Origin of the sequence: Acidovorax sp. CF316 (assembly GCF_000276605.1) — a bacterium.
Lineage (GTDB): Bacteria > Pseudomonadota > Gammaproteobacteria > Burkholderiales > Burkholderiaceae_C > Acidovorax.
Map to the genome: position 1 here is coordinate 1 of NZ_AKJX01000129.1, position 24,897 is coordinate 24,897.

Here is a 24,897-nt window from a genome sequence, read left to right on the forward strand (position 1 = left end):
CGGCCGCCACATCGGCCAGCGTGCCCTGCGGCACGGCATGCAGCATGTGGCGGGCGCGCTGCAGCCGGCGCTCGTTGACGTAGGCGTGGGGCGTCATGCCGGTGAGCTGCTTGAAGTGGCGCAAAAAGGCCAGCGGCGTGAGCTGCAGCCAGGCGCTCATCGCGGCGAGCGAGAGGTCCTCATCGGGGTGGCCGACCTCGTCGTCGATGCGCTCGAGCACGCGGGCGTACAGTGGCCGCAGTTCGGCCAGGGCACTGGGGGTGGCGGGGGCGGCCTGCATGGCATCCAGTCCAGCCAGCAGGCTTTGCGCCAGGGGCTCCAGCGCTGCAGGCGGGGCTTGGCGCACCAGCAGCCCCCGCAGGGCCAGGGCTTGGCGCAGCAGGGCGGGTGGGGCGGTGCACTGCGGGCGCGTGGGCGGGCCAGCTGTGCCATCGTCGGGCGCAGCATTCCAGCGGATCACAAGGTACTCACCGCCTATGGGCGATTCCGAAAACACGTCCAGGCCCGGCGGCGTGTACGAGAGGGTGCCCATCCAAGTGTCGAAGTCCTCGCGCCGGTCCGTGCCGAAGGCGTGCACGCCCATCTGCCGCTCCAGCGCCATGCCCAGCGAGGCGCACTGCGGGTTGTCATGGGCGCTGTAGGGCGCGCGCGCGAGCAGTTCCACCGTGAGGCCAGGGGCAGGGGCCGCTGAAATTCCGTGATAGACGATGGACTGCACGGCCCGGATCATGGCACTTTTTTGCAAAGGAGCTTCGTGTGAAGACCATAGGCCTGATCGGTGGCATGAGCTGGGAATCCACTGCCGAGTACTACCGCCTCATGAACCAGGAGGTGCGCACCCGCCTGGGTCCGCTGCGCTCGGCGCAGCTGCTCATCCACAGCGTGGACTTCGGCCCCATCGCCCAGGCCCAGCACGAAGGCCGCTGGGACGACGCGGGCGAGCTGCTGGCCGGCAGCGCACGCCGCCTGCATGCCGCAGGCGCCGACGCCATCGTGCTGTGCACGAACACCATGCACAAGCTGGCCGGCACCATCGCCGCCGCCACGCCCCTGCCGTTCCTGCACATTGCCGCGCCCGTGGGCGAGGCGGCACGCCAGTGCGGCCTGCGCAGGCTGGGCCTGTTGGCCACTGCCTTCACCATGGAGCAGCCCTTTCTGAAGGACAAGCTTGCGCAGGACCACGGCCTGCAGGTCGTCACCCCCGACGCGCCCACGCGCGCCGAGGTGCACCGCGTGATCTACGAAGAGCTGTGCCAGGGCATCGTGCGCGACGCCTCGCGCGGCTTCTACCAGCGTGCCATTGCGCAACTGCAGGCGCAGGGCTGCGACGCCATCGTGCTGGGCTGCACCGAGATCTCGCTGCTGGTGCAGCAGGCGCACAGCCCGCTGCCGTTGCTGGACACCACGGCGCTGCACGCTCGTGCGGCCGTGGACTTCGCTCTGGCATAGCGGTGGTTTTCCAGACCTGCCGCAAATTCGGTTAGAATCTGAGGCTCACGGCGCGATAGCAAAGCGGTTATGCCCCGGATTGCAAATCCGGTTAGACCAGTTCGACTCTGGTTCGCGCCTCCAGAATTTTCCAAGTCAGTATTGAAAAGCCTGCTATTTCATCGATAGCGGGCTTTTTTCTTTTGGTCGTCCATCGCCCGTATTGTCCCGGCTTCAGCGGGCTGTTTCTGGGCTAAGAGCCGCTGGCGTGCTGCCGTTCGAGCAATCCCCTGAGAAACCCCCACGGAAAAATCCCGCGGTCGTGCCCGTCGCTGAACACGAACTGCACCCCGTAGGCTCCCACCGGCTGGATGGCTGCCACCTGGACCGCGGCCTCCGGGACCAGCCCGCTCAAACCATTGCCGCGCAATGCCTTGCAGTCGGCGCAAGGGCAGTGGGCGCGCAGCACGGGGTAGGCCACCACCTGCCGCTCCCCGTCCGCCCAGAAGAACTCGAGTGCCGCACGTGCACGGTGGTCGACGATGGAGTCAGGCGCCATGGGGTGTGCCCGACTGCGCTGCGGCAGCGATCTGTGCGATGGCCAGGCGCACGGACTTGCGCACTTCCGGGTCCGGGTCATGCGCCGCCTGTTCCAGCCCGGGCAGCGCTGCGGCATCGCCGATTTCGCCCAGGGCCAGCGCCGCCTCCTTGCGCAGGTTGCTGATACTGTGGCCCAGTGCCGCGAGCAGCGGGGCCACGCTGTCGGCGCTGCGCAAGCGGCCCAGGCTGCGCGCAGCGCGCAGGCGCACCTGCCAGTAAGCATCATCCAGCGCCACCAGCAGGGCGCCGGTGGCCGCCGGCTGCTGCAGCTTGCCCAGCGCGGTGGCCGCTTCCTCGCGCACCTGCCAGCTGGCATCGCGCAGCGCTGTTTCCAGCGCGGCGCGGGCGCCGGCGTCGCCGGCCGCAAAGGAGAGTGCGCCCACGGCCGCACGGCGCACCTCGTCCACGGCGTCGGTCACCGCGAGCGCGGCCAGGGCGGGCAGCGCGGGCGCATGCTTGAGGTAGCCGAGCACGCCGATGGCTTCGCGGCGCAGCGCCACGGCCTCCGCCGTGTCCTGCCCAGGGCCTGGCTCCTGCAGCACCGCCAGCGCAGGCGCGGCGCTCGCCGGCACGCGCAGCTCGCGCAGGGCGCGCAGCACGGCCGCGCGCACCCGCGCAGGCCCTCCATTCGCGTACGGCAGCAGCCATGCCGCGCAGGCTGGGTCTTTCAGCTCGGCCAGGCTGTGGGCGGCGGCCTCACGCACCTGGGCATCGGGGTCGTCGAGCACCTGGGCCAGGCCTTCCACCGCGTCCTGCTGCTCCATGGTTTCCAGCGCCAGCGCGGCCGCGGCGCGCACGGCCGGCGTATCGTCGCGCAGGGCCGCGACCAGCCAGGGCGCATGCGCCTCGTCGGCCAGATCGCCGAGGTCCATCACGGCGATGCGGCGCACCTGTGCATCGGTCGAGGCCAGGCGTTCGGCAAGGGCCTGCAGTTCGGGATCGTCGAGGGTCGAGGGATTCATTGGCGGTGGTCTAGATGGCGAAACGCAGTTGTGCAGCCGTGGGCGCACCCAGCGGCGTGAGGCGTTCCAGCGGCGCGCTGGCCGCCGCATGGGGATGCAGCAGTTGCAGGCATTGCCGCTTGAGCGCGGTGAATTCGGGCGAGGTGACCAGCGAGGGATCGCGCGGCCGCGCGAAGCCGAGCGCGAACTCGGCGACGATGCGGCCCGGCCGTGGCCCCATCACGAGCACCCGGTCGCCCAGGAACAGGGCTTCGTCGATGTCGTGCGTGATGAAGACGATGGTGGTGCGCACGCGCGCCCAGGCATCAAGCAGCTGGCGCTGCATCATGAGCCGGGTCTGGGCGTCGAGCGCGCCGAAGGGCTCGTCCATGAGCATCACGCGCGGACGGTTGATGAGCACGCGCGCAATTTCCGCGCGCTGCTGCATGCCGCCCGACAGTTGCGAGGGGTAGAAGCCCGCGAAGTCGCCGAGGCCGACGACACGCAGCATCTCCTGCGCGCGCGCATGGCGCTCGCGGCGGCCCACGCCCTGCATCTTGAGGCCGAATGCCACGTTGTCCAGCACCTTCTTCCACGGAAACAGGGTGTGGTGCTGGAACACCAGGCCGCGGTCCGGATGCGGTCCGTGCACCGGCTCGCCGTCCACGCGGATGGCACCGCCGGCGGGCGTGAGGTGGCCGGCCAGCGCGCCCAGCAGCGTGGACTTGCCGCAGCCCGAGGGGCCGAGCAGGCAGATGAACTCGCCGGGCTCGGCGTGCAGCGTGATGTCCTGCACGGCATCGAAGGCCTGGGCGCCCTGGCCCAGGCGCACCCGCAGGCCGTCGATGGCGATGCGCCCGGTGCGCACGTCGGCCTTCATGAGCGCTGCTCCTGCAACGCGCGCCAGGGCATCAGCGCCTGGCCGGCGTGGCGCACCAGCGTGCTGCTGCCCATGCCCAGCACACCGATGCACAGCATGCCGACCACGATGTCGGCGTAGTTCTGGATCGTGTAGGACATCCAGGTGTAGTAGCCGATGCCGAACTGGCCCGAGATCATCTCGGCCGTGACCAGGCAGAACCACGCCGTGCCCATGCCGATGGCCAGGCCCGTGATGATGCTGGGCAGTGCCCCGGGCAGCACCACCTCGCGGAACACGGCGAGGCGGCCCGCGCCCAGGCTGCGTGCCGACGCCACGAGGCGCGCATCCACGCCATCCACGCCATGCACCGTGTTGAGCAGCACCGGGAACAGCGCACCGACGAAGGTGATGAACACCATCGACGCCTCCGACGAGGGGAACATGAGGATCGCCAGCGGAATCCATGCCACGGCAGGAATCGGGCGCAGGACTTCCAGCGGCGGCAGCAGCGTGTCTTCGGCCCAGCGGGCGCGCCCGATGGCCAGGCCCAGCGCCACGCCCACCACGGCGGCCAGCCCGAAACCGATGAACACGCGGCGCAGGCTGGCGCCGAGGTGCTGCAGCACCAGCGGCGATTGCACCAGGGCCCAGGCGGACGCGGCCACCTCGCGCGGCGGCGGCACGTTCTGGAAGGTGATGAAACCCAGGTTGATGCGCTGGCCGGTGGCCAGATGCCAGGCGAGCACGCAGGCGAGCAGCGCTGCGATGCGCCAGGCCGCGCGCGGCAGGCCGGCGCGCAGGGGCAGGGAGGTGGAACTGGCCATGGTCGGTCAGGAGCGGTTGGCGCGTGGTGCAGTCAGGTCGGTGGGGCGGGCCGTTAGCCGGCCAGCGCAGCGCGCACGCCGGCAAAGTCCGCCACCTTGCCCCCGTGCCTGGCGGCCCAGGCATCGGCCTGCTCCTTGAGCAGGAAGGCATCGACCTCGCCCTTGGCGCCCAGCACGAACCAGGCATCGGCCGCGAGCAGCTTGTTGCCGCTGTTGCGGTCCTGGGCGTAGACCACGCGGGCCTTCTTGCCGGCCTTTTCCAGCCTGTTCAGGTCACCCAGGGCATTCTCGGGCGAGGCGTAGTGCCGCACCAGCGGTTCGCCGGCCACCCAGACCTGGGCCACGCGGGCCACGTCGGTGATGGGCTTGCCGGTCACGGCGTCCTTGGCCACCAGCGCTGCGCGGGCATAGTTCTTGAGCTGGCGGTCGTAGTCGAGGCCTGCCTCCTTGAAGGCCGTGCGGATGTAGCCGTCCTGGACGAAGGCCTCGGCATCGATGTCGTTGTCGGTGCGCTTGAGCAGGCGCAAGGTCTCCAGCGAGGTCTTCACCGCCTGGCGGTATTCGGGCTTCCAGCTCAGGTCGCGCGTCTGCAGGCCCAGCGGGCCGTGGAACAGGTAGTTGACCTCGGCCTCGATGCCGGTGACCTTGGCGATCAGCTCGCTGTATTTTTCGGGTTCGGCGGCCACCAGGCGATCGGCTTCGAGCGCGGCACGCAGGTAGGCGGCGACGATCTCGGGGTACTTCTTGGCATAGTCCTCATCGACCAGGCTGCCATGGAAAGTGGGCGCATTCGCCTGCGAGCCATCGTAGATCTTGCGTGCGAAGCCGCGGTAGGGGAACAGCTCGGCGAAGGGCACGAAGTCCGCGTGCGCCTCGACCTTGCCGGCCTGCAGCGCCGGGCCTGCCACCTCGGGCGCCTGGGTGGTGATGGTGACATCCTTGAGCGGATCCCAGCCCTGTGCCTGGATGGCGCGCAGCAGCATGCCGTGCGAGGTCGACGCGAAGGGCACCGAGATGGTCCGGCCCTTGAGCTCGGCGAGCGACTGCACCTTGGAATCCTTGGGCACGACGATGCCGTTGCCGCTGCCGGTGGTGCTGCCGGAGAGCACCGTGATGAAGATGCTTTTCTTGCCCGCCTTCTGGAAGGCCGCGCCGTTGAAGCTGCCCGGAAAGTCGGCCATGGAGCCCAGGTCGAGCTTGCCCGCCACCATTTCATTGGTCAGCGGTGCGCCGGAGGTGAAGTTCTTCCACTCGATCTGGTACTGCGCGTCCTTGTACTTGCCGGTGCGTGGCAGGTATTTCTCCAGCAGCTTGAGCTCACGGATCAGCAGGCCACCGGTGGCGCAGTTGATCGTGGTGTCCTGCGTGCCGATGGCGATGCGGATGGTCTCGGCCTGGGCAGCCGGAAAGGCCAGCGCCAGGGCAAGGGTTGCGCCCCACAGGGCCAGGGATCGTGCGTTTCTCATCGTGGTTTCCTCCGGTTGGATAGACAGGGCTGCTGCCTCGAACAGGTTCTCAGCGCAGCAGATACGGGATATCGACCGTGACGGCCCCGGTGGGGCAGTCCTTTTCGCAGGGCATGCAGTACCAGCACTCGTCGAATTTCATGAAGGCCTTGCCTTTGCTGAGATCGATGGCGAGCACGTCGAGCGGGCAGACGTCGACGCAGACGGTGCAGCCCTTGTGGGCAATGCACTTGTCCTCGTCCACGCGCACGGGCACGCTGGTGGGGTTGAAGGCGAGTGGCATGGGGTCTTCTTGGGGTGTTGGGGGTGGTCAGGTCTCGGCCGTTTCACGCGCCGTGGCGGGCACGCGCAGGTGCTGGTAGGCCGACATCTCGTGGGCATCCAGCGGCACGATGTAGGGATCGATCGGCCGCTTGAAGCTCACCATGGCCTCGCCCTGCTTTTGCAGCTGCGTGTGGCAGAACCAGTCGCGGTCGTTGCGCTCGGGGAAGTCCACGCGGTGGTGGTACAGACCCCAGCGGCTCTCGGTGCGGTACAGCGAGGCGCGTGCGGCCATCTCGGCGCAGTCGCGGATGGCGTGCACCTCCATGGCGCGCATCAGCTCATGCGGCCCGGGGGCGCTGAGCTGTTCCAGGTCCTCGTGGATCTGCTCGAAACGCGCCAGCCCGATCTCCATCTTGCGCGTCACCTTGGGCGGCTGCAGGTAGTCGTTGACCATGCGGCGCAGCTTGTATTCGACCTGCGCGGGCGGCAGGCCGCCGCTGCCCCGCAGCAGCGGTGCGGTGACACGCGCATGCTCGCGCGCGACCTGCCCGGCATCGAGGGCGGGCAGGTCGGTCTCTGCGCAATGGCGCGCAGCGCTTTCCCCGGCGAGCCTGCCGTAGACGAAGGCGCCGAGCATGTAGTTGTGCGGCACGCAGGCCAGGTCGCCTGCCGCATGCAGGCCCGCCACGGTGGTGCGCGCGTGTTCGTCCACCCACACCCCCGAGGCCGAGTGGCCGCTGCACAGGCCGATCTCGGAGATGTGCATCTCCACCATCTGCGCGCGGTAGTCGGTGCCGCGCCCGGCATGGAAGCGGCCCCGGCTCGGGCGTTCGTTGGTGTGCAGGATGTGCTCGATGGTGGCGATGGTCTCCTCGGCCAGGTGGTTCAGCTTGAGGAAGACGGGGCCGTTGCCACCCTGGAGTTCGTTGTAGAACTCCATCATCATCTGGCCGCTCCAGTAGTCGCACTCGATGAAGCGATCGCCCTTGTTGTTGGTAGTGTGGCCACCGAAGGGTCCGGTCACGTAGGCGCAGGCAGGGCCGTTGTAGTCCTTGATCAGCGGGTTGATCTGGAAGCACTCGATGCCCGAGAGCTCGGCGCCCGCGTGGTAGGCCATGCTGTAGCCGTCGCCGGCGTTGGTCGGGTTCTCGTAGGTGCCGAAGAGGTAGCCCGAGGCCGGAAGCCCCAGCCGCCCAGCGGCGCCGGTGGCCAGCACCACAGCCTTGGCGCGGACCACGTGGAACTCGGCCGTGCGGCAGTCGAAGGCCATGGCGCCGGCAATGCCGCCGTCGGCCGCCGTGAGCAGGCGCGTCACCACCAGGCGCTGCGTCATTTCCACCCGCGCACGCTTGAGCCGCCGGTAGAGCACGTTCTTGATGTTGTGCCCCTCGGGCATGGGCAGCACGTAGGTGCCCATGTGGTGCACCTTGCGCATCGCGTAGTCGCCGGTATCGTCCTTCTCGAACTTCACGCCCCAGCTGTCGAGCTCTTCGATCATCGCGTAGCTGTTGCGCGCATAGGCCATGACCGTCTTCTGGTTGACGATGCCGTCGTTGGCCGTGGTGATTTCCTTCACATACTGCTCGGGCGTGGCGAAGCCTGGCACCACCGCGTTGTTCAGGCCGTCCATCCCCATCGAGATGGCGCCGCTGCGCTTGACGTTCGCCTTCTCCAGCAAGAGCACTTCGAGCGCGGGATTGGCCTCCTTGGCCTTGACGGCGGCCATCGGGCCGGCCGTGCCGCCGCCGATGACCAGCACGTCCACGGTGCGGGTAATGGTGTTCATGGGGTGGCCTTTGCGGGGTGGTTGCGGTCGGGGGCCGGCGGCGTGCGCGCAATGCGCAGGCGGTGCTGGAAGGCGTCGCCGCGGAAGTACAGGTCTTCGAAATCCAGCGGCGCGCCACTGGCGGTGTGGGTCAGGCGCTCCACATGCAGCACGGCCGTGCCCTCGGGCACGCTCAGCGCCCGCGCCAGGACTTCGTCGGACAGCATGGCCTCGATCTGCAGGTCGGCGTGGCCGAGTGCGATGCCGTAGTCGTTCTCCAGCATCAGGAAGATGTCGCGCCCGGCCAGGTCCGCCTGGCGCAGGCGCTCGCCGATGGCGTGCGGGAGATAGGTCACCTCATAGGACACGGGCGCCCGGTTGAGGTTGCGCACTCGCTTGATCTGCGCCACGGGTGAACCCTGGTCGAGGCCCAGGCGCTGGGCGACGCGCGGTGAGGCGGGCACGGTCTTGTGGCTCGTGACCTGGTTGCGGATCTCGTAGCCCATGCGCACCATGGCCTCGGCGAAGCCTTCGAGCTGGCCCAGGTGCTGGAAGGCCTTGGGCTTGGTGACGAAGGTGCCCTTGCCCGGGATCTTGAAGATCAGGTTCTCGCGCTGCAGGTCGCTCAGCGCCTGGCGCACCGTGATACGGCTGACCTGGAACAGCGCCACCATGTCGCTCTCCGACGGTAGCTGGGCATGGGGCGCGTAGGTGCCATCGAGGATGCGCTCGCGCAAGGTCTCGCGCACCTGCGTATAGAGGGGAACGGGCGAGAAGGCGATCGGTGCGAGGACCTTGGCTGAAGACATTGGCTGACTTGTTATGACCAGTTGGGTTGGGTCTGATGCTAGCCAGCGACGCTTCTTCGGTTAAATAACCAAAACGTGCTTCTATATTTGAAAAATGCTGAGTGTGCGGATGGCCCGCATCGGCATTGGCATCGCGCAGTCCCGCGCGCCATGCCGGTTGTCCAAACCCGTGGCACCGGCCTGGATGTGCGCGGGGTGATCCGCCCCGAACACGTCTCTCTGTCAGGCGGCAGTAGACTTTTGTCAAACCACACCTGGAGTGACTGTGGAACGCTATGTCGCTTTTCTGCGGGGCGTCAGCCCCATGAACTGCAAGATGCCAGAACTCAAGCGCTGCTTCGAGGCGGCTGGCTTTTGCGATGTGAAGACCCTGCTGTCCAGCGGAAACGTGGCCTTTTCTGCAAAGCCCGACATCGTTCCCGTCCTGGAGGGCGCGGCAGAGGCCGCAATGGAGGCGCACCTTGGACGGATTTTTCAAACCATTGTCCGTCCGTCTTCCTTCCTTGGGCGGCTGGTGGGGCGGGAGCCGTTCGCGGATTTCAAGCTTGCCGCCAACGCGAAACCGGTCATTACCTTTCTTCGCAAGCCCTGCGACGCAGAGATCGTGCTTCCGATAGGGCAAGCGCACGCCCGCATCCTCAAGCTCGAGCACACGGAAGTGTTTTCAGCCTATGTTCCCGACGAGAAAGGCGCTGCGCTCGGGGCTCTGCTCGAGAGAAAATTCGGCAAGGCCATCACGACCAGAACGCTGGAAACGGTGCGAAAGTGCGCTGCCTCCTAGCGGTGGTGTGGAGCGAACCGATAAACTAGGCTGTGCTGGCTCCAGGTCCGCGAGGGCGTGGTGCGGGGCCAGTGTGCCACCGGTGTTGACGTCGGCCGGAGACGCTTTGGTCCGCGATGTCGCTCCACACAAGGGTTTCCGGCATGGCCAGATCGAACAAGCGCCTCGTCGAGCAGCCTCCTTCACCTGCCTCCCATTTCGCAGTGCAGGCGTCCGATGGAGTCGCGCTGGACCACCGGGTGGAGACCGCGCGCAGAAGGCGGGAAGAAATGCGTGCGCGCATCCTGGCCGCCACCCAGCGGGTGATGGTGCGGATCCGCGACGATGCCCCGGTGATCGAGGACGTGGTGCGCGAGGCCAAGATTTCCCGCGGGACGTTCTATACCTACTTCGACTCGCTGGACAAGGCCTGTCTGGCGGCCGGCCTCCAGGCGCAGGACCAGATGATGCGGGACATCGACCAGCTCCACAGCTGCCTGAAGGAGCCCTGGGCACGTGCCGCCGTGGGGTTTCGCGTGTTCATGGTCCGTGCCTGGCAGGACCCGCTATGGGCTTCGTTCGTGGTGCGGCTGGACACCTGGCAGTGCGAGTCGCGGCTGGGCAAGAGCATCCTGCGCGATCTGGAGGACGGCAAGGCGGCTGGCTATTTCCACTTCCAGGATGCGATCGCGGCCACCGAGTTCGTGCTGGGCGCTTCCGCCAACACCGTGCAGGCCTGCCGGCGCGGAGTGGCAGACCTGCAGCGGTACATGGAGACTGCACAGCACATGCTGTTCCTCTCGCTGGGTGCCTCGGCGGAGCTGGCCGATCGTGCCGTGGCGTTTTCCCAAAAGCATCTGGAGGCGTGGGAGTCTGGCGAGCTGCAGGCGTGGTTGCCGCTGAAGGCTGACTAGCAGACCGGGCCGGTTGCGCCGCGGCATTCGCTGCAGGCGGTGCTTTCCCGCGCGGGCGCCTGGCCCGCGACACGCATGCTGTCGCCTGGCTGCCGTGCGCCTGCGGCGGATGACAATTCGTCAATTTGACCCAAGGTATCTCTCGATGGTGGCTGCACCGGTCCCTTCGCATACTTCGTGCATTCGCCACGTCGCTTGCTGCGACAGGCTCTGCAAGAGACCGATTCATGAAATTGCTACGACATGGCCCCGCAGGCCAGGAGAAACCCGGTGCCCTGGATGCCGATGGGCAGGCACGCGACCTGTCGCTGCTGGTGGCCGACTTCACCCCCGACTGGCTGGCACCTGAGAAGCTGCAGGCCCTGGCTGCGATCGACCTGGCGCGCATGCCCCTGGTCCCCAAGGGCACGCGGTTCGGCACGCCTGTTGCCGGAACACGCCAGTTCATCGCCATCGGGCTGAACTACCGAAAGCACGCGCTCGAGGCGGGCATGGAGATCCCCAAGGAGCCGGTGATTTTTTCGAAGGCGATCACTTCGCTGTCCGGGCCCGACGACGACGTCACGCTGCCCCCGGGTGCCGAGACCGGTGACTGGGAGATCGAGCTCGGCCTCGTGATCGGCAGCACCGCGCGCCAGGTCGCGGTCGACAGGGCACTGGAGCATGTCGCCGGATACTGCCTCGCCAACGATGTGTCGGAACGCGACTGGCAGACAAAACGCGGGGGCACCTGGAGCAAGGGCAAGAGCTTCGACGGCTTCGGCCCGATCGGGCCCTGGCTCGTGACCCCGGACGAGCTGGAGGGCCTGCAGGGCATCCCGCTGGAGCTGCAGGTCAACGGCCAGGTGCGCCAGCGCAGCAGCACGGCGGACATGATCTTCTCCGTGGCCGAGATCGTCTCTCACCTCAGCCAGTTCATGACCTTGTTGCCAGGCGATGTGGTGATCACCGGCACGCCGGAAGGAGTGGGGCTGGGGACGAAACCGGAACCGGTGTTTCTCCAGCGCGGCGACGTGATGACCCTGAGCGCAGGGCCCCTCGGCACCCAGCGCCAGCGTGTCATCTGAACCAGGAGCAATGCACACCATGTCCACCCCAATTCGCCCGCAGAGCTTCGCGCATGTCGTCTACCGAACCTACCAGTTCCAGCGCATGCTCGACTGGTATGTCGCCGTGTTCAACGGCGAGGTGCAGTACCAGAGCCCGGTGATCGCCTTCGTCACCTACGACCACGAACACCACCGCGTTGCGCTGCTCAACCTGGGGATCATCAAGGGCGAGGGCGAGTCCGGTGCGCGCTCTCCACGTGGCCAGCCCGGCATGGACCACGTCGCCTACGGCTACCGCGATCTGACCGAGCTGCTGGACAAGTACGAGGAGCTCAAGGGCAAAGGTGTGATGCCCTACTGGTGCATCCACCATGGCATCACCATCTCGCTGTACTACGCGGACCCCGACGGCAACCAGATGGAGTTCCAGGCCGATTGCTTTGACGACAACGACGCTGCGAATGCGTTCATGGATGGCCCGCAGTTCGAGACCAATCCGATTGGCGTCGAGTTCGACCCCGAGGAACTCCTGGCAAAGCTGCGCGCGGGAGCGCCGGCATCCGACTTTCTGCCCCGGCGTGTGCAGCTTCCGGTGTCGGACATCCGCGGATCGCTGATGGGCTGACGCCGAGCCACCGATTTCTCTTCTCTCTTCGTTCGCTGCCACGCGCCTGCGGTCTTGCCGGGGCAGCGGTGGCTGAGGGCGCACTGCGCCATTGACTGGACCCCCATGAAGCCCCTTCCATTGGCATCGGCCCTGTGCCGGGTCCTCCTGTTCGCCGGCATGGCGGCCTGCTCGGCCCCTGCGCTGGCGCAGGACACCTATCCTTCGCGCCCGATCACCCTTGTCGTGCCGTTTGCCGCCGGTGGTGCTGCCGATACGGCACTGCGGGCTTTCCTGCCCGCGCTGCAGCGCAGCCTGGGCCAAACCGTGGTGGTCTCCAACCGGGCGGGCGCTGGCGGTGCCATCGGTGCCACGGCCGTGGCCAACAGCAAGGCCGACGGCTACACGCTGCTGTTCACCTTCTCGACCCTGGCCACCCTGCCCGAGCAGGCGATCGTGAACCGGCAGACGCCGCCGTTCACGCTCGAGCAACTGCTTCCCGTGGCGCGCATCACATCGGACCCGGTGGCCATCGTAGTCCGTGCCGACAGTCCCTACCGCTCGGCGGCCGAATTGATCGCGGCGGCCAAGGCGAAGCCCGGTGAAGTCACCTACGCCTCCAGCGGGAACTACGGCCCGAGCCACATTCCCGCCGCCATCCTGGCCGATGCGGCCGGCGCCAGGTTCAACCACATTCCCTATACCGGTGGCGCGCCCATGATCACCTCCCTGCTGGGCGGCCAGGTGGATTTCGCGGTGTTCAGCCGCTCGCTGATCTCCGCGCAGGTGGAGTCCGGCAAGCTCCGCTACCTGGCGAGCTACGGCACGGAGCGGTGGACCAGGGCCCCTGTTCCCGCGTCGTTGGCAGAGGCGGGCCTGCGCATCGACTATGTCAACTGGCTTGGCGTCTTTGCGCCCTCGCAGACCGCGCCCGAGGTCGTGCGGCGCCTGCAACAGGCACTGCGCGCGGCTGCCGCGGACGCGCCCTTCGCTGACATCTACAGCAAGAGCGGCGGCATGGTCGCCTATCTGGATGGGCCGGATTTCCAGCAGTACTGGTCTGCCGAGATCCAGCAGGCCAGGGACATCATCCGCAAGATCGGCAAGGTCGAATGAAGCACGCCCGCACCGGCTGACGCCCGTGCTGTCGCACCACCCCCCAACCATTTCAGGAAATCCATGCAAGCCATCGACGTCGCCATCCTCGTGGGCAGTCTGCGCCGCGAATCCATCAACCGCAAGCTGGCCGACGCGCTCGTGCGCCTCGCCCCGGAGAATCTCCGGTTTCGCCATGTCGCGCTCGACGAGTTGCCGATGTACAACGGTGATCTGGAGGCCAACCGGCCCGAAGCGGTGAACCACTTCACACGCGAGTGCGCACGGGCAGATGCCTTTTTGTTCGTGATGCCGGAGTTCAACCGGTCGCTGCCCGCAGTGCTCAAGAATGCCATCGACTGGGGTTCCAAGCCGATGGATCGCAACGTGTGGCGCGACAAGCCGGTGGCCATGACGGGCACGTCGCCGGGTGCCATCGGCACCGCTGTCGGGCAGCAGCACCTGCGCCAGATCCTGGGCATCCTGGGCTCCAGCGTGCTGGGCGGAGAGGCCTATGTGTCTTTCAAGCCAGGATTGATCGACGCGGCCGGGGACATTGCCGTCGAGGACACGCGGGTGTTTCTGGCTGCCTACATGCAGCGGTTTTCGGCATTCGCCGCCAGGTTGGTCCCATGAACACCCATCCCCCTGTGGCCGCGGCAGACGCGCTCGACGAGGCGGCCTGCACGCGCCTGTGCATTGACTTCGCCAACCACATCGATGCGCGCCGGTACGGCGCGTGGCTCGACCTGTTCACCGAGGATGGGGTGCTCGACCGCATGGGTACGCGGATGTGCGGCCATGCCGAGCTGAAGCGCTTCCTGGATGCGCGGCCGGCCACGGTGGCGACCTGCCATCTGTGCACCAACATCCGCGTGGAGCGGGCATCGCCCGACGAGGCCACCGGCTTTTGCTATGTGCTGTTTTTCAGCGGCGTGGCGGACCAGCCGGGCGCGCCCGCCACGGCAGCAGGTGCGCCGTCCGTCGTGATCTACCGCGACCGTTACCGGCGCACGGCAGCCGGCTGGCGCATTGCCGAACGCCGCATCGAGATGGCGATGAAGCCCTGACCCCCTGCGTTCCGTTTCCCATGGAGTGATGACAGACATGCTGTTCATGCTGTACTGCACCGATGCGCCCAACCAGTCGGAACGCCGGGCGGCGCTGCGGCCCCAGCACAAGGCCCAGGTCGCCAAGGTGGCAGACCAGCTGGCGCTTGCAGGCCCGATATTCGCCGAGGATGGCGTCACCATGATCGGCAGCCTGGTCGTCGCCGACTTCCCGGACCGCGAAGCGCTGGACGCCTGGCTGCGCGACGAGCCGTATACGCAGCAGGGCGTCTACGGACAGGTTTCCATCCACCCGTTTCTCAATGTGTGGCCGCAGAAGGCGGGGGCGCCGCCGCGTGATCTGGGGCGCATCACCGCGTTCGCGCGCTGACGTGCCCCTCTTGATGGCAGGCGGCTACTCTGCGCAGGTAAATGACGCAGCCAGATTCACGTCGCCCGTGCCTTTGTACTTTGGCCACAGGGGATGGTCGCAAAGGGGCCGGGTCCGCCCGGGGACCCCTGTGGCGTCGGTGGTGATCTGGTTGCCGGGGGCGGTGCCGCTTTCAACCCAGCGCTCCAGGGCCGTCACCGAGTCCCAGGTGGCATTGAAGGCCGTGCTCACCGCATGCCCGAGGCCGGGGACCTCGTAGTAGCGAGCGAAGCTGCGCACGCGCTCCGGGCCCATCTGGCTCTGAAGACGGCGGTAGTAGTCCTCCGTGGCGCGTGAACTGACCAGCACGTCGGCCAGACCGTGCGCCAGCAGGAGTTTTCCTCCCTTCGCTGCGAAGGCTGAGATGTCGGTTGCGGTGTCCAGCTGGCGGCTGAGCTCGCTGATGCGGGGGGCCCAGGGACCGGGGTTCTCGGGGTCCAGCAGCAGCGAGTTGAAGCTGGCGTCGCGCGTCACCGAGTACTTGATCCACTGGTCCACCAGCACGCTGATGTAGGGGGCTGTGCGGGGCACGGGCATGGCCGGCGCGGTGGTGCCCAGCGCGAGGAAGGTCACCGTGGGTTGCACGGGAGACGGGTTGGACGCGATGCCCAGGTCCGCACCCCAGACGTTGTAGCCCGGGTAGCGTGTTTCGCCGCTGGCCAGCGGAAAATGGAAGACCGTGTCGGTGTTTATCACCTTGAGCGCGCGGATCTGCGCGTCGGACAGGCAGTTGTCACCGGTATCGGCGCCACCTGCGCAGCGCAGTGGCGCACCGCCCGCCGTGGCCAGCACCGGGTCGAAGCTGGCATTGCATTGCCTCTGGTTGCTGATCAGCCCGTCCTGGATGCCGTCGAGCGCGTCGCAGGCCTCCATGGCGGCCTTGTAGACGAGTGCCCGCTTGGGCACATTGGGGTAGGCGCCCGGCTGGGCCAGGGCGATGTTGCTGCGATGCCCACCCAGCAGTGCCGCCGCGTCGTTCCACGCCGGGTACCAGGCAATGGCACCGTCCCAGTCGGCTGGCCAGCGCTGGATGGCGGCGAGCGCTTCGCGGCCGCCCGTGGAACCCCCTGCAAAGTACGATTTCTGTGGATGGGCGGCGTAGCGCGCCTTGACGATGTGCATGGCCGCGTCGCGCGTCTTCTTCAGCGCATCGCCGCCAAAATTGCGCACGGCTTCGTCGTTCAGGCCCCAGGTCCCGTCCTGCGATCCGTAGGCGTTGGCCTGGTGGCCCGAGTCACTGGCGAACGTGGCATAGCCGCGGCCCAGAGGTGTCGGCTGGTCCAGGGGGCCGTTGGAGACATTGCCCCGCACGTTGGGAACCGAGCCGTTGAAGCCGCCGCCGCCAAACATCATGGCCTTGTTGTTCCAGGCCATGGGCAGCGCCACGTTCAAGCGGATGTCGGGTGCCGCGGCGTCGACAGGGCCGATGCGTGCGGTGACCAGGCAATGGGCCGGTACCGTGGCGACGCCGCTGCCGCTCGCTTCGACTGGAGTGGCGGTGAGCACGCTGCCGCCCGATGTGGGCAGTTGGATGGCGGATGCCGGGATGGCCAGCCCCGCCAGCTTGTCGCAGGCCAGGGGTGCCGGCGCAGCGTCCGCCGAGCCATTGCCGCCGCAGGCAATCACCGCCGCGCTGGCGAGGGCCAGCACAGCCCACCGTCCGGGGGTATTGAGCGCATAGAACTGTCTCATGCTTGTCTCCTTGTGTTTTTGGATGGAATGCCGGGCAGCGCCTAGGGCCGCCGCCCGAGACGAGTCTCGATGGGCCAGACAGCCAGGGCAATGTGCGCGCCAGACACCTGGGATGCTCGGCACATATGCGCTGCCCACGGTGTCGGGCGCCGGGCCGCCGTCAGACAGCGGTGGCGACCTGCGCTTGCAAGCCCGCCTTGGCGAGTTCGTGCCGGTACTGCTCCCATCCCGAGGCGGGGACCATTTCCTGCGCACGGGACTGCACCTGCGGCAGCCTGCTGCGCACCACCTCGGCGGCGTCGGGGCCGCCGCTGACATGGATGCCTTGGGTCATGGTGATGTGGGCGCTTTCGAAGCTGCCGGCGCCTGCCAGCAGGATCATGCGGGTGGGCGCATCGTCGGCCACCAGAGCGATCAGCCCCGGGCTGACCCGTTCGGGCGCCAGGCTGTCCAATGCGTCCTGCGGCAGCACGCCATGCGTCATCCCGGTGGCGGCGCTGGGCGCCAGGCAGTTGACCCGGATGCCGTGGCGTTCCCCCTCCAGCGCAAGAGTCTGCATGAGGCCGACCAGCGCCATCTTTGCCGCGCCGTAGTTGGCCTGCCCGAAGTTGCCATACAGCCCCGAAGACGAGGTCGTCATGACGATGCGGCCATGGTCTTGCGCCCGCATGAGCTCCCACACCGCGCGGGTGCAGTGCACGGCCCCCATGAGGTGCACTTCCACCACCAGGCGAAAGTCATCCAGCGACATCTTGGCGAACGACTTGTCGCGCAGGATGCCCGCGTTGTTCACCAGAATGTCGATCCGCCCCCACAGGCCGGCCGCCTTGTCGACCATGGCCTGCACCTGCTCCGGCTGGGTCACATCGGCGCCGTCCACCATGGCCTCGCCCCCGGACTGTAGGATCTCCGCGACCACGCGCTGGGCCGGGGAGCCGGTGCGCTCGGCACCCAGGTCGTTGACGACCACGCGTGCGCCATGGCGCGCCAGTTCCAGCGCGTGCGAGCGCCCCAGGCCACCGCCGGCTCCGGTCACGATGGCCACTTTGTTGTGCAACAGCTTGCTCATTGATGTTCCTCTCGCTTCGTTCAGATGAATCAGGTTTCTTCAGGGGCGCACGCGCTCAGATGGCCGTCGCGCTCGCGCCTTTGAGGCCGAGCATGGTCCGCGCCTCGGCGGGGCTGGCCACTTCCAGGGACAGCTCCTGCAGGATGCGCCGGATCTTGTGCACCTGGTCCGCGCAGGAGGTGGCCAGTTGCCCCTTGCCCAGGTACAGGCTGTCCTCCAGCCCCACCCGCACGTTGCCGCCCATGGCCGCCCCGATGGTGAGCAGCGGCATCTGGTGGCGCCCGGCGCCCAGCACCGAGAAGCGGTAGCCGTTGCGGCCGAACAGCCGGTCGGCCGTGGACTTCATCACGTACAGGTTCTCCGGGTCGGGCCCCAGCCCACCCAGGATGCCGAAGATGGCCTGGATGAACAAAGGCCCCTTCACCAGCCCTTCGTCCACGAAGTGGGCCAGGTTGTGCAGGTGGCCCACGTCATAGCACTCGAATTCGAAGCGGGTGCCGCAGTCCTCGCCCAGCACCTTCAGGATGTGCTTGATGTCGCGGAACGTGTTGCGAAAGATCAGGTCTTCCATGCCCTCGATGTAGGGCTTTTCCCAGCCATGGCGCCACTCGGAGATCTTGCGCGCTGCGGGGTGGATCGAGAAGTTCATGGAGCCCATGTTGAGCGAGCACATCTCCGGCTGGGCGAGCAGCGGATAGGCCAGCCGCTCCTGCAGCGTCATGCGCGTGCTGCCTCCGGTGGTGATGTTGATGACCGCATCCGTGGCGGCCTTGATGCGCGGCACGAACTGCGCGAACACGGCGGGGTCGGCGGTGGGGCTGCCGTCGGCGGGGTTGCGCGCATGCAGGTGCAGGATGGCCGCGCCAGCTTCGGCGGCGTCGATGGCTTGCCGGGCGATCTCATCGGGTGTCAGCGGCAGGTAGGGGGACATGCTGGGTGTGTGCACCGAGCCTGTCACGGCGCTGGAGATGATGACTTTGTTCAGGTGGTTGTCCATGGCGTTGCTCGGATAACGGGTCGCAAGGAGAGGTGGGGAAAGGAAACAGGGGGCGCAGGGCGCGCTCACACGGCCAGCCAGTCGGCCAGCAACTGCGCGTCGGACGACAGCTCTGCGGGCGTGCCTTCGAAGACGATGCGGCCATGTCCCATCACGCAGACGCGCGTGGACACCTTCAGGGCAATGGCCAGCTTCTGCTCGACCAGCACGACCGAGACACCGCGCCGGTGCATGTCGCGGATGCACTCGCCCACGGCGGTGACGATCTTGGGCGCCAGGCCCTCCGTGGGTTCGTCGACCAGCAGCACCAGCGGATTTCCCAGCAGCGACCGGCAGATCGTCAGCATCTGCTGCTCACCGCCCGAGAGGCTGGCCGCCTTGGTGTTGCGCCGCTCCTTCAGGCGCGGGAAGTAGTCGAACATCTGCCCGACCGTCCACTGCACTGCGCCCGGCACGGCGGGCTGTTCACCCATGTGCAGGTTTTCGTCCACGGTCAGGTTGCCGAAGACCTCGCGCTCCTCGGGTACGTAGCCCAGGCCTGCGCGGCAGATGGTGAATGGGCGCTGGCCCGTGATGTCGCGCCCCTGCAGGCGCACGGTGCCCGTAGTGGGGGGCACCAGTCCCATCAGCGCCTTCATGGTGGTGGAGCGGCCCGAGCCGTTGCGGCCCAGCAGGCTGACCACTTCATTGCGGCGCACGTCGAATGAGACGCCGTGCAGGATGTGGCTCTTGCCATAGTGCGCATGCAGCTGGTCCACGCCCAAAAGCGTTGCGTCCGGGCTCATGCCAGCACCTCCTCGCCGAGGTAGGCTTCCTTCACCGCGGCGTTGTCCCGGATCTCGTCGGGGGTGCCCGTGGCGATGACCTGGCCGTAGACCAGCACGCTGATGCGGTCGCTGATCGAGAAGACCACCTGCATGTCGTGCTCGACGATGAAGAGCGCGCGGCCCTGGGTCACCTCGCAGATCAGCTGCGCGGTGTAGTCGGTTTCCTCGTTGGACATGCCCGCCATGGGCTCGTCCAGCAGGATGACCTGGGGGTCCGAGGCCAGGGTCATGGCGATCTCGAGAGAGCGCTGCTCCGAGTACGAGAGTTCTGCCGCCATCATCCGTGCGCGTGACTGCAGGCGCACCCGTTCCAGCAGGTGTTCGGTCTGCTCGCGCACGCGCACGACGCTGTCGATGAATTTCCAGAACGTGTACTGCAGGCCATGCGAGCGCATGACGGCCAGCCGCAGGTTTTCGAACACCGTCAGCTTGGGAAAGATGTTGGTGATCTGGAACGAGCGTGACAGGCCCAGGCGGTTGATCTCCTGGGGCGCCTTGCCCTGGATCTGCGCGCCGTCGAACACGATCTCGCCCGAGGTCGGTGTGAGGTTGCCCGAGATCAGGTGGAACAGGGTGGATTTTCCCGCACCGTTGGGGCCGATGAGCGCATGGCGCTCTCGGGGCCGCAGGTCCAGGTCCACGCCCCGGATAATCTCGGTCGGGCCGAAGGACTTCTTGAGGCCCCGAAGGGAGAGAATGGAGTCGGTCATGCGGGCTCCTGTGTGCGGGTGGTGATGGTGGAAGGTGCGGTGGCCGGGGTCGCGGGCGATGCAGCGGGGCTGTCGCCGCCCTGGCGCTCGTCCTGCAGCGTCCGCAGCTGCCTGCTGGCGACACAGGCGAGCGCAACGCCTGCGGCCAGCAGCGCGAGCGGCACCAGCCAGGTGGTCAAGGCCAGGGGCACCCAATCCACGCCGAAGAGCGGGATGGCTGGCCAGGGCGCCGAGGGATCGGTGCCGAGCGAGGCACGGTAGTCGCGTGAGAACACGCGGCGAAGCATCTCCACCACGAAGGCCGTGCCACTGCCAAGCAGGACCGTCGCAGCTGTGAAGAGTGCGACCACGGGCGCGAGCCGCAACGGGCCGACCCTGCGCCACAGCAACACCGATCCGCTCGCGAGCCCTGCCAGCCCCTGCGGCATGAACATCATGACCACCACGAAGACAATGCCCTGGTAGAGCAGCCAGGACTGGGTCAGGTCCGACACCGCGTAGCCGAAGAACGTCATCAGTGCCGCTCCCAGCGCCGGCCCGAGGAAGGTACCCACGCCACCGATATAGGTGTTGAGCACGGCCGCCGCTGAGAGCGTGCTCTCGAACAGCACGTAGTTTGCCGCTTCGTTGTTGATGACCTGCAGGCCGCCCGCGATGCCCGAGAACATGGCCGACACCGTGAACACCAGAACGCTGAGCCGGTGCACGTCGTAGCCCAGGAAGGCCAGCCGGTGGCGGTTCTCGCGCAGGCCCAGGGCCAGCCGGCCTACGGGGGTGCGGGTGTACAGGTACAGCAGCAGCAGGGAGAGCAGCACCCAGGCCAGCGTCAGGTAGTACACCTCGGCGGTGGAGCCGAAGCTGAGACCCAAGGAGGGCATGCGCATGCTGGAAACGCCGGCCTCGCCGCCGAAGACACCCTTGATGTGCGGAGCGATGGAGTGCAGCAGCTCTGCGATCGCCAGGGTGATCATGGCGAAGTAGGTGCCCGTGCGCTGGGTGGAGAACCAGCCCGCGATCACGCCCACCGCCAGCCCTCCCAGTGCGCCGGCCAGCGGCAGCAGCGGGGTCGGGACAATGCCGGCGCCCCCGACCGCGTTCATGGCGTGGACCGTGGCGAAAGCACCCACGCCGAAGTAGGCCGCGTGGCCGAACGACAGCATGCCGGCCTGGCCGCACACCACGTTGTAGGCCGAGGCGAACAGCGCCGCGATCAGCATCTGGATGGCTGCGTTGAGCAGGCCCGCGGACAGCAGGGAGGGCAGGCCCGCCAGGATGGCGGCGCCCAGGCACAGGCTGCCAAGCAGGAGATGGCGTGTGGTCATGGCATCAGGCCTTTTCACCCAGGAGACCGGAGGGGCGCACCAGCAGCACGAGCAGCATGAGTGCGAAGGGCAGGGTGGCGGCAAGGCTGGAAAGCTTGAGCGTGAGCAGCCCGCCCACGCCCTCGGCCCAGCCGCGGACGCCGAACACCGCCAGCAGGTCGGCCAGGCTGGCATCGATGGCCACCGCGAGCGAGGTGATGACGCCGATGAGAAGCGAGGCCAGCATGGCGCCCCCGAGCGAGCCCAGGCCGCCCACCACCACCACCACGAAGACCATCACGCCCAGCTCCAGGGCCATGTTGGGATTGGTGGTGTAGAAGGCGCCGGCCACCGCGCCGGCCAGGCCGGCCAGGGCCGCCCCCACGCCGAACACACCCATGAACACCAGGGGAACGTTGTGCCCCAGCGCTTCGGCCATGCGCGGCCGGTAGATGGCCGAGCGCACGACGATGCCCACCCGGGTGCGTGTGAGCAGCAGGTAGATCACCACGAACATGGCCACCGCCACCGCCCCCATGAACACCCGGTAGGCGGGATAGCTGGCCGCGCCGATGGAGAACGCCGCGAAGTCCAGCCCGTGGGGAAGGCGGTAGTTGACCGGGAAATTGCCGAAGAACAGCTTGATCAGCTCGGCAATGATGAAGGACAGGCCGAAAGTGAGCAGCAGCTCATGGGCATGGCCGTGGTGGTGCACGCGGCGCAGAAAGTACTTCTCCACCCCCACGCCCACCAGTCCGACCAGTACGGTGGCTGCAACCAGGGCCAGGGCGAAGCCCAGCACGTCGGTGAGGGCGTAGGCAAAGTACGCACCCAGCATGTAGAACGATGCGTGCGCGAAGTTGAGCACGCCCATCATCCCGAAGATGAGCGTGAGGCCGGCAGAGACCATGAACAGCAGCAGGCCGTAGATGGTTCCGTTCAGCAACGAAACGATGAGGGTGTCCATAGGAGTGTGTGGTTCGCGAGGAAAAAGGCGGACGAGCGACAACCCGCGGCGGGCCGTGGGGCCGCCGGGATCTCGTGGGACGCAAACAGCGAGGGGAGACGTGGCGCCCCGCGCGGGGCGCCTGCCCATCAGGAGGGGCGTTGCATCTTGCAGCTGGCCTGGGCCGGCGTAGCCGCTTCCTGGGCCGAGAACAGCTTCACCGGCTTGAAGCCCATGTCGGTGTTGTCCACCTTGTAGCGGGCCTCCTTGGAGACCGTAGAAACGACCAGGGGCAGCAGGGCCTGGTGGTCGTCCGCCCGCATGCTGATCTCGCCGTTCGGTGTCGAGATCTTCGTGGTCTCCAGTGCGCGAGCGAAGGCGTTCACGTTGAACTTGCCACCTTCGGGTTTCACGCGGCCCAGGGCATCGCCCACCATCAGCAGACCGAACACGGTCTGCGGGTCGGTGGCTACAGGCGCGCTGCCGGTCCTGGTGCGGTAGTCGTTGACGAACTTCTCACCCTCGGCCCCGCCGGCCTCGGCATTGAAGGTGTGCGCGATGAAGTGGCCGACGGCCAGGTCCCCGGCATTGGCGATGTTGCCTGGCTGGTCCAGGAAGATGGTGCCAAAGCGTGTCTTGAGGCCGGCGGCGCGCGTGGCCTTCATCAACAGCAGCAGGTCGTTGGACCAGTTGCCCGTAATCACGGTGTCGGCCTTGGCCGCCCCGATCTTGGCCACATAGGGGGCAAAGTCCTGGATGCGGTTGACGTCGTGCAGTGTTTTCTCGACCACTTCGTAGCCGCCCGGCGCTGCGTTGTCGACCGTGGCCTTCTCCATGTCCTGGCCCCAGGAGTAGTTCTGGTTGATCGCATAGACACGGCTGCCCAGGGCGCCTGCCGACTTCATCGCCTGCACGAGTGCCTTGGTGCGCACCTGGGCGTTGCCGCTGAACCGGAAATGGTGGAAGTGGCACTTTTCTCCGGTGAGTTCGAGCGCCTCGGCCCCGACGTTCAGGTAGACGATCTCCTTGCCCGGGTTGCGCAGGTTGTGCTTGCGCACGTCCTCGGTGAGCTGCCCGCCCACGGCGGACGAGGCCCCCTGCACGATGAGGTGCACGCCATCGGAAATCGCGGTCTTGAGCTTGTCGGCTGCGCCGGTGGGGCCACCCTGGTTGTCGTACTCCACCAGCTGGACGGGCTGGCCGTTCCAGCCGCCCAGGGCATTGATGCGGTCCACGGCATAGCGGGCCGCCGTCCGGTACATCAGGCCCGAAGCTGCCTGCGGACCCGAGAGCGTCTCGATCACGCCGATCTTGACGTTCTGTGCGGATGCGGTGCCGCTGGCCAACACGCCGGCCGCGGCAATGGCGGCAGCGCCGAGGGTGTGGTTGATCATCTTCATACGGTCTCCTTTTGTTGATATGGGCGTACCGGCAGCAGGTGCCTTACAGGTACTCGAGATTTCCGTCCACGCTGATCGCCTGGCCGGTGATGTTGCGGGCCGCAGGCGAGCTCAGGAACAGGGCGGTGGCCGCCACGTCCTGCGGTGTGACCATGCGGCGCAGCGAAATCTTGCGCAGGTATTCCTCGCGCATCGCATCCACGCTGATCCCGGCGCTGGAGGCTCTGGCTGCAATCACCCCCTCCATGCGCTCGCCCTCGACGGTGCCGGGCAAGATGGCGTTGACGCGCACCCCCGCAGGGCCGAGCTCGATGGCCAGCGACTTCATCAGGCCCACCACGCCCCACTTGGTCGAGGCATAGGGCGTGCGCAGGGCATAGCCCAGGCGTCCTGCCACCGAGCTCATGGCGACGATGCCGGGGCTGTGGGTGGACTTGCGCAGCAGCGGCACGGCGCGCCGCGCGAAGAGGAACTGGCTGTTCAGGTTCACGTCCACCGTGCGCTCCCACTGGTGGGCGCTGAGGTCTTCGATGGGACCCGTGGGGCCGGCGATGCCTGCGTTGTTGACCAGCACGTCCAGCCCGCCCATGCTGCCCAGCATGTCCTCGAAGACCAGGTCCACATCGCGTTCGACCGATGCATCGGCGACGCTGGCGGTGATGCCTGGCATGTCCGTGACCAGCCGGTCGATGGCGGAGCGATCAATGTCGCAGATGTGTACATGCGCGCCGGCTTCGCTGAAGGCGCGGGCGACGGCTGCCCCGATGCCGCTGGCGCCGGCGGTCACCAGTACGCGCAGGCCCGGTGCTGGGACCAGAGAATTCAGGATGCTCATAGGACAGGAAGCGGTTGTATTGCGGTGATTGCCGCCCAGCGCCTGCTGGCTCCGGCGAAGTGGTTGGTGGGGACGGGCTGGTGTTGCCCGCCTAGTGACCGAACTGTCCTGGAATGCGGGGGAGATATCTATGTGGGTTGCGCACATTCACGGCAGGGGTTGAATGTGCGCGAACCACTTGGTAGAAACCCGCGATCGCCATGAAAAAGCGCTGCGGGTGGTTCGCCGAAGGCCCACACTCAAGGCTTGCTGGCGCCAAT

27 protein-coding genes and 1 tRNA gene are annotated in these 24,897 nt (G+C 67.3%); 10 read left to right on the plus strand and 18 right to left on the minus strand.

Annotation, left to right across the window (positions count from 1 at the left end; translation table 11 throughout):
- The coding region (locus PMI14_RS15840; protein ID WP_007856034.1) for an AraC family transcriptional regulator at nt 1-730 on the minus strand (730 nt) is incomplete at its 3' end.
- A gap of 26 nt (nt 731-756) precedes the next feature.
- Between PMI14_RS15840 and PMI14_RS15845 the strand changes: the two genes are divergently transcribed.
- Entirely contained in the window at nt 757-1,449 is a 693-nt protein-coding gene (locus tag PMI14_RS15845) for an aspartate/glutamate racemase family protein (RefSeq protein WP_007856035.1), read from the plus strand.
- Between the two features lie 49 nt (nt 1,450-1,498).
- Nucleotides 1,499-1,572: transfer RNA gene (locus PMI14_RS15850), tRNA-Cys, on the plus strand.
- 109 nt (nt 1,573-1,681) lie between these two features.
- Here the strand turns inward: PMI14_RS15850 and PMI14_RS15855 are convergent.
- The 8 genes from PMI14_RS15855 to PMI14_RS15890 are packed head-to-tail and all read right to left on the minus strand — an operon-like array spanning nt 1,682 to nt 8,959.
- On the minus strand, nt 1,682-1,987 hold the full coding sequence (locus tag PMI14_RS15855) for a gamma-butyrobetaine hydroxylase-like domain-containing protein (RefSeq protein WP_007856036.1): 306 nt from the start codon (nt 1,985-1,987) through the stop codon (nt 1,682-1,684).
- Nucleotides 1,977-2,990 (minus strand): HEAT repeat domain-containing protein, encoded by a 1,014-nt coding sequence (locus tag PMI14_RS15860; RefSeq protein WP_007856037.1) that lies wholly within the window; start codon nt 2,988-2,990, stop codon nt 1,977-1,979. Before PMI14_RS15860 ends, PMI14_RS15855 begins: the two co-directional genes overlap by 11 nt.
- Before the next feature lie 10 nt (nt 2,991-3,000).
- Complete coding sequence (locus PMI14_RS15865; protein WP_007856038.1) at nt 3,001-3,849, minus strand: ABC transporter ATP-binding protein; 849 nt, start codon at nt 3,847-3,849, stop codon at nt 3,001-3,003.
- Nucleotides 3,846-4,655 (minus strand): ABC transporter permease, encoded by an 810-nt coding sequence (locus PMI14_RS15870; protein WP_007856042.1) that lies wholly within the window; start codon nt 4,653-4,655, stop codon nt 3,846-3,848. Before PMI14_RS15870 ends, PMI14_RS15865 begins: the two co-directional genes overlap by 4 nt.
- A gap of 53 nt (nt 4,656-4,708) precedes the next feature.
- Nucleotides 4,709-6,121, minus strand: a complete 1,413-nt coding sequence (locus tag PMI14_RS15875; RefSeq protein WP_007856043.1) for an ABC transporter substrate-binding protein — start codon at nt 6,119-6,121, stop codon at nt 4,709-4,711.
- Between the two features lie 49 nt (nt 6,122-6,170).
- A complete protein-coding gene (locus PMI14_RS15880) occupies nt 6,171-6,404 on the minus strand; it encodes a ferredoxin family protein (RefSeq protein WP_007856045.1) in 234 nt (77 codons plus the stop codon).
- Nucleotides 6,405-6,431: 27 nt separating this feature from the next.
- The gene (locus PMI14_RS15885; RefSeq protein WP_007856047.1) at nt 6,432-8,171 is read right to left on the minus strand and encodes a fumarate reductase/succinate dehydrogenase flavoprotein subunit; all 1,740 of its coding nucleotides are present in this window, start codon (nt 8,169-8,171) and stop codon (nt 6,432-6,434) included.
- On the minus strand, nt 8,168-8,959 hold the full coding sequence (locus PMI14_RS15890; protein WP_007856049.1) for a GntR family transcriptional regulator: 792 nt from the start codon (nt 8,957-8,959) through the stop codon (nt 8,168-8,170). The genes PMI14_RS15885 and PMI14_RS15890 overlap by 4 nt, the downstream gene beginning before the upstream one ends.
- 265 nt (nt 8,960-9,224) lie before the next feature.
- On the opposite strand from PMI14_RS15890, the gene PMI14_RS15895 reads away from it, so the two are divergent.
- From PMI14_RS15895 to PMI14_RS15930, 8 genes are all read left to right on the plus strand, one after another.
- Nucleotides 9,225-9,740: a DUF1697 domain-containing protein gene (locus PMI14_RS15895; RefSeq protein ID WP_007856050.1), complete on the plus strand. Its 516-nt coding sequence runs from the start codon at nt 9,225-9,227 to the stop codon at nt 9,738-9,740.
- Nucleotides 9,741-9,883: 143 nt separating this feature from the next.
- Nucleotides 9,884-10,633, plus strand: a complete 750-nt coding sequence (locus tag PMI14_RS15900) for a TetR/AcrR family transcriptional regulator (RefSeq protein ID WP_007856051.1) — start codon at nt 9,884-9,886, stop codon at nt 10,631-10,633.
- Between the two features lie 227 nt (nt 10,634-10,860).
- Nucleotides 10,861-11,700, plus strand: a complete 840-nt coding sequence (locus tag PMI14_RS15905) for a fumarylacetoacetate hydrolase family protein (RefSeq protein WP_007856052.1) — start codon at nt 10,861-10,863, stop codon at nt 11,698-11,700.
- Nucleotides 11,701-11,719: 19 nt separating this feature from the next.
- The gene (locus PMI14_RS15910) at nt 11,720-12,307 is read left to right on the plus strand and encodes a VOC family protein (RefSeq protein WP_007856053.1); all 588 of its coding nucleotides are present in this window, start codon (nt 11,720-11,722) and stop codon (nt 12,305-12,307) included.
- 105 nt (nt 12,308-12,412) lie between these two features.
- The gene (locus tag PMI14_RS15915; RefSeq protein WP_007856054.1) at nt 12,413-13,402 is read left to right on the plus strand and encodes a tripartite tricarboxylate transporter substrate binding protein; all 990 of its coding nucleotides are present in this window, start codon (nt 12,413-12,415) and stop codon (nt 13,400-13,402) included.
- A 63-nt stretch (nt 13,403-13,465) separates the two neighbouring features.
- Nucleotides 13,466-14,017 (plus strand): NADPH-dependent FMN reductase, encoded by a 552-nt coding sequence (locus PMI14_RS15920; protein ID WP_007856057.1) that lies wholly within the window; start codon nt 13,466-13,468, stop codon nt 14,015-14,017.
- Nucleotides 14,014-14,451, plus strand: coding sequence for a nuclear transport factor 2 family protein (locus PMI14_RS15925; protein WP_007856058.1), 438 nt, complete (start codon nt 14,014-14,016; stop codon nt 14,449-14,451). Before PMI14_RS15920 ends, PMI14_RS15925 begins: the two co-directional genes overlap by 4 nt.
- A gap of 37 nt (nt 14,452-14,488) precedes the next feature.
- Nucleotides 14,489-14,821, plus strand: a complete 333-nt coding sequence (locus tag PMI14_RS15930; protein ID WP_007856059.1) for a YciI family protein — start codon at nt 14,489-14,491, stop codon at nt 14,819-14,821.
- A 24-nt stretch (nt 14,822-14,845) separates the two neighbouring features.
- On the opposite strand, the gene PMI14_RS15935 is transcribed toward PMI14_RS15930, so the two are convergent.
- From PMI14_RS15935 to PMI14_RS15975, 9 genes are all read right to left on the minus strand, one after another.
- Nucleotides 14,846-16,552, minus strand: coding sequence for a tannase/feruloyl esterase family alpha/beta hydrolase (locus tag PMI14_RS15935; RefSeq protein ID WP_007856060.1), 1,707 nt, complete (start codon nt 16,550-16,552; stop codon nt 14,846-14,848).
- A 160-nt stretch (nt 16,553-16,712) separates the two neighbouring features.
- Entirely contained in the window at nt 16,713-17,621 is a 909-nt protein-coding gene (locus PMI14_RS15940) for an SDR family NAD(P)-dependent oxidoreductase (protein WP_007856061.1), read from the minus strand.
- Between the two features lie 55 nt (nt 17,622-17,676).
- The gene (locus PMI14_RS15945; protein WP_007856062.1) at nt 17,677-18,618 is read right to left on the minus strand and encodes a 3-keto-5-aminohexanoate cleavage protein; all 942 of its coding nucleotides are present in this window, start codon (nt 18,616-18,618) and stop codon (nt 17,677-17,679) included.
- Between the two features lie 65 nt (nt 18,619-18,683).
- Complete coding sequence (locus PMI14_RS15950) at nt 18,684-19,403, minus strand: ABC transporter ATP-binding protein (protein WP_007856063.1); 720 nt, start codon at nt 19,401-19,403, stop codon at nt 18,684-18,686.
- A complete protein-coding gene (locus tag PMI14_RS15955; RefSeq protein WP_007856064.1) occupies nt 19,400-20,155 on the minus strand; it encodes an ABC transporter ATP-binding protein in 756 nt (251 codons plus the stop codon). Before PMI14_RS15955 ends, PMI14_RS15950 begins: the two co-directional genes overlap by 4 nt.
- The gene (locus PMI14_RS15960) at nt 20,152-21,477 is read right to left on the minus strand and encodes a branched-chain amino acid ABC transporter permease (protein WP_007856065.1); all 1,326 of its coding nucleotides are present in this window, start codon (nt 21,475-21,477) and stop codon (nt 20,152-20,154) included. Before PMI14_RS15960 ends, PMI14_RS15955 begins: the two co-directional genes overlap by 4 nt.
- Nucleotides 21,478-21,481: 4 nt before the next feature.
- Nucleotides 21,482-22,423 (minus strand): branched-chain amino acid ABC transporter permease, encoded by a 942-nt coding sequence (locus PMI14_RS15965; protein WP_007856066.1) that lies wholly within the window; start codon nt 22,421-22,423, stop codon nt 21,482-21,484.
- Nucleotides 22,424-22,551: 128 nt separating this feature from the next.
- The gene (locus tag PMI14_RS15970; protein ID WP_007856067.1) at nt 22,552-23,802 is read right to left on the minus strand and encodes a branched-chain amino acid ABC transporter substrate-binding protein; all 1,251 of its coding nucleotides are present in this window, start codon (nt 23,800-23,802) and stop codon (nt 22,552-22,554) included.
- Between the two features lie 43 nt (nt 23,803-23,845).
- On the minus strand, nt 23,846-24,637 hold the full coding sequence (locus PMI14_RS15975) for an SDR family oxidoreductase (protein ID WP_007856068.1): 792 nt from the start codon (nt 24,635-24,637) through the stop codon (nt 23,846-23,848).
- Nucleotides 24,638-24,897: the final 260 nt, after the last annotated feature.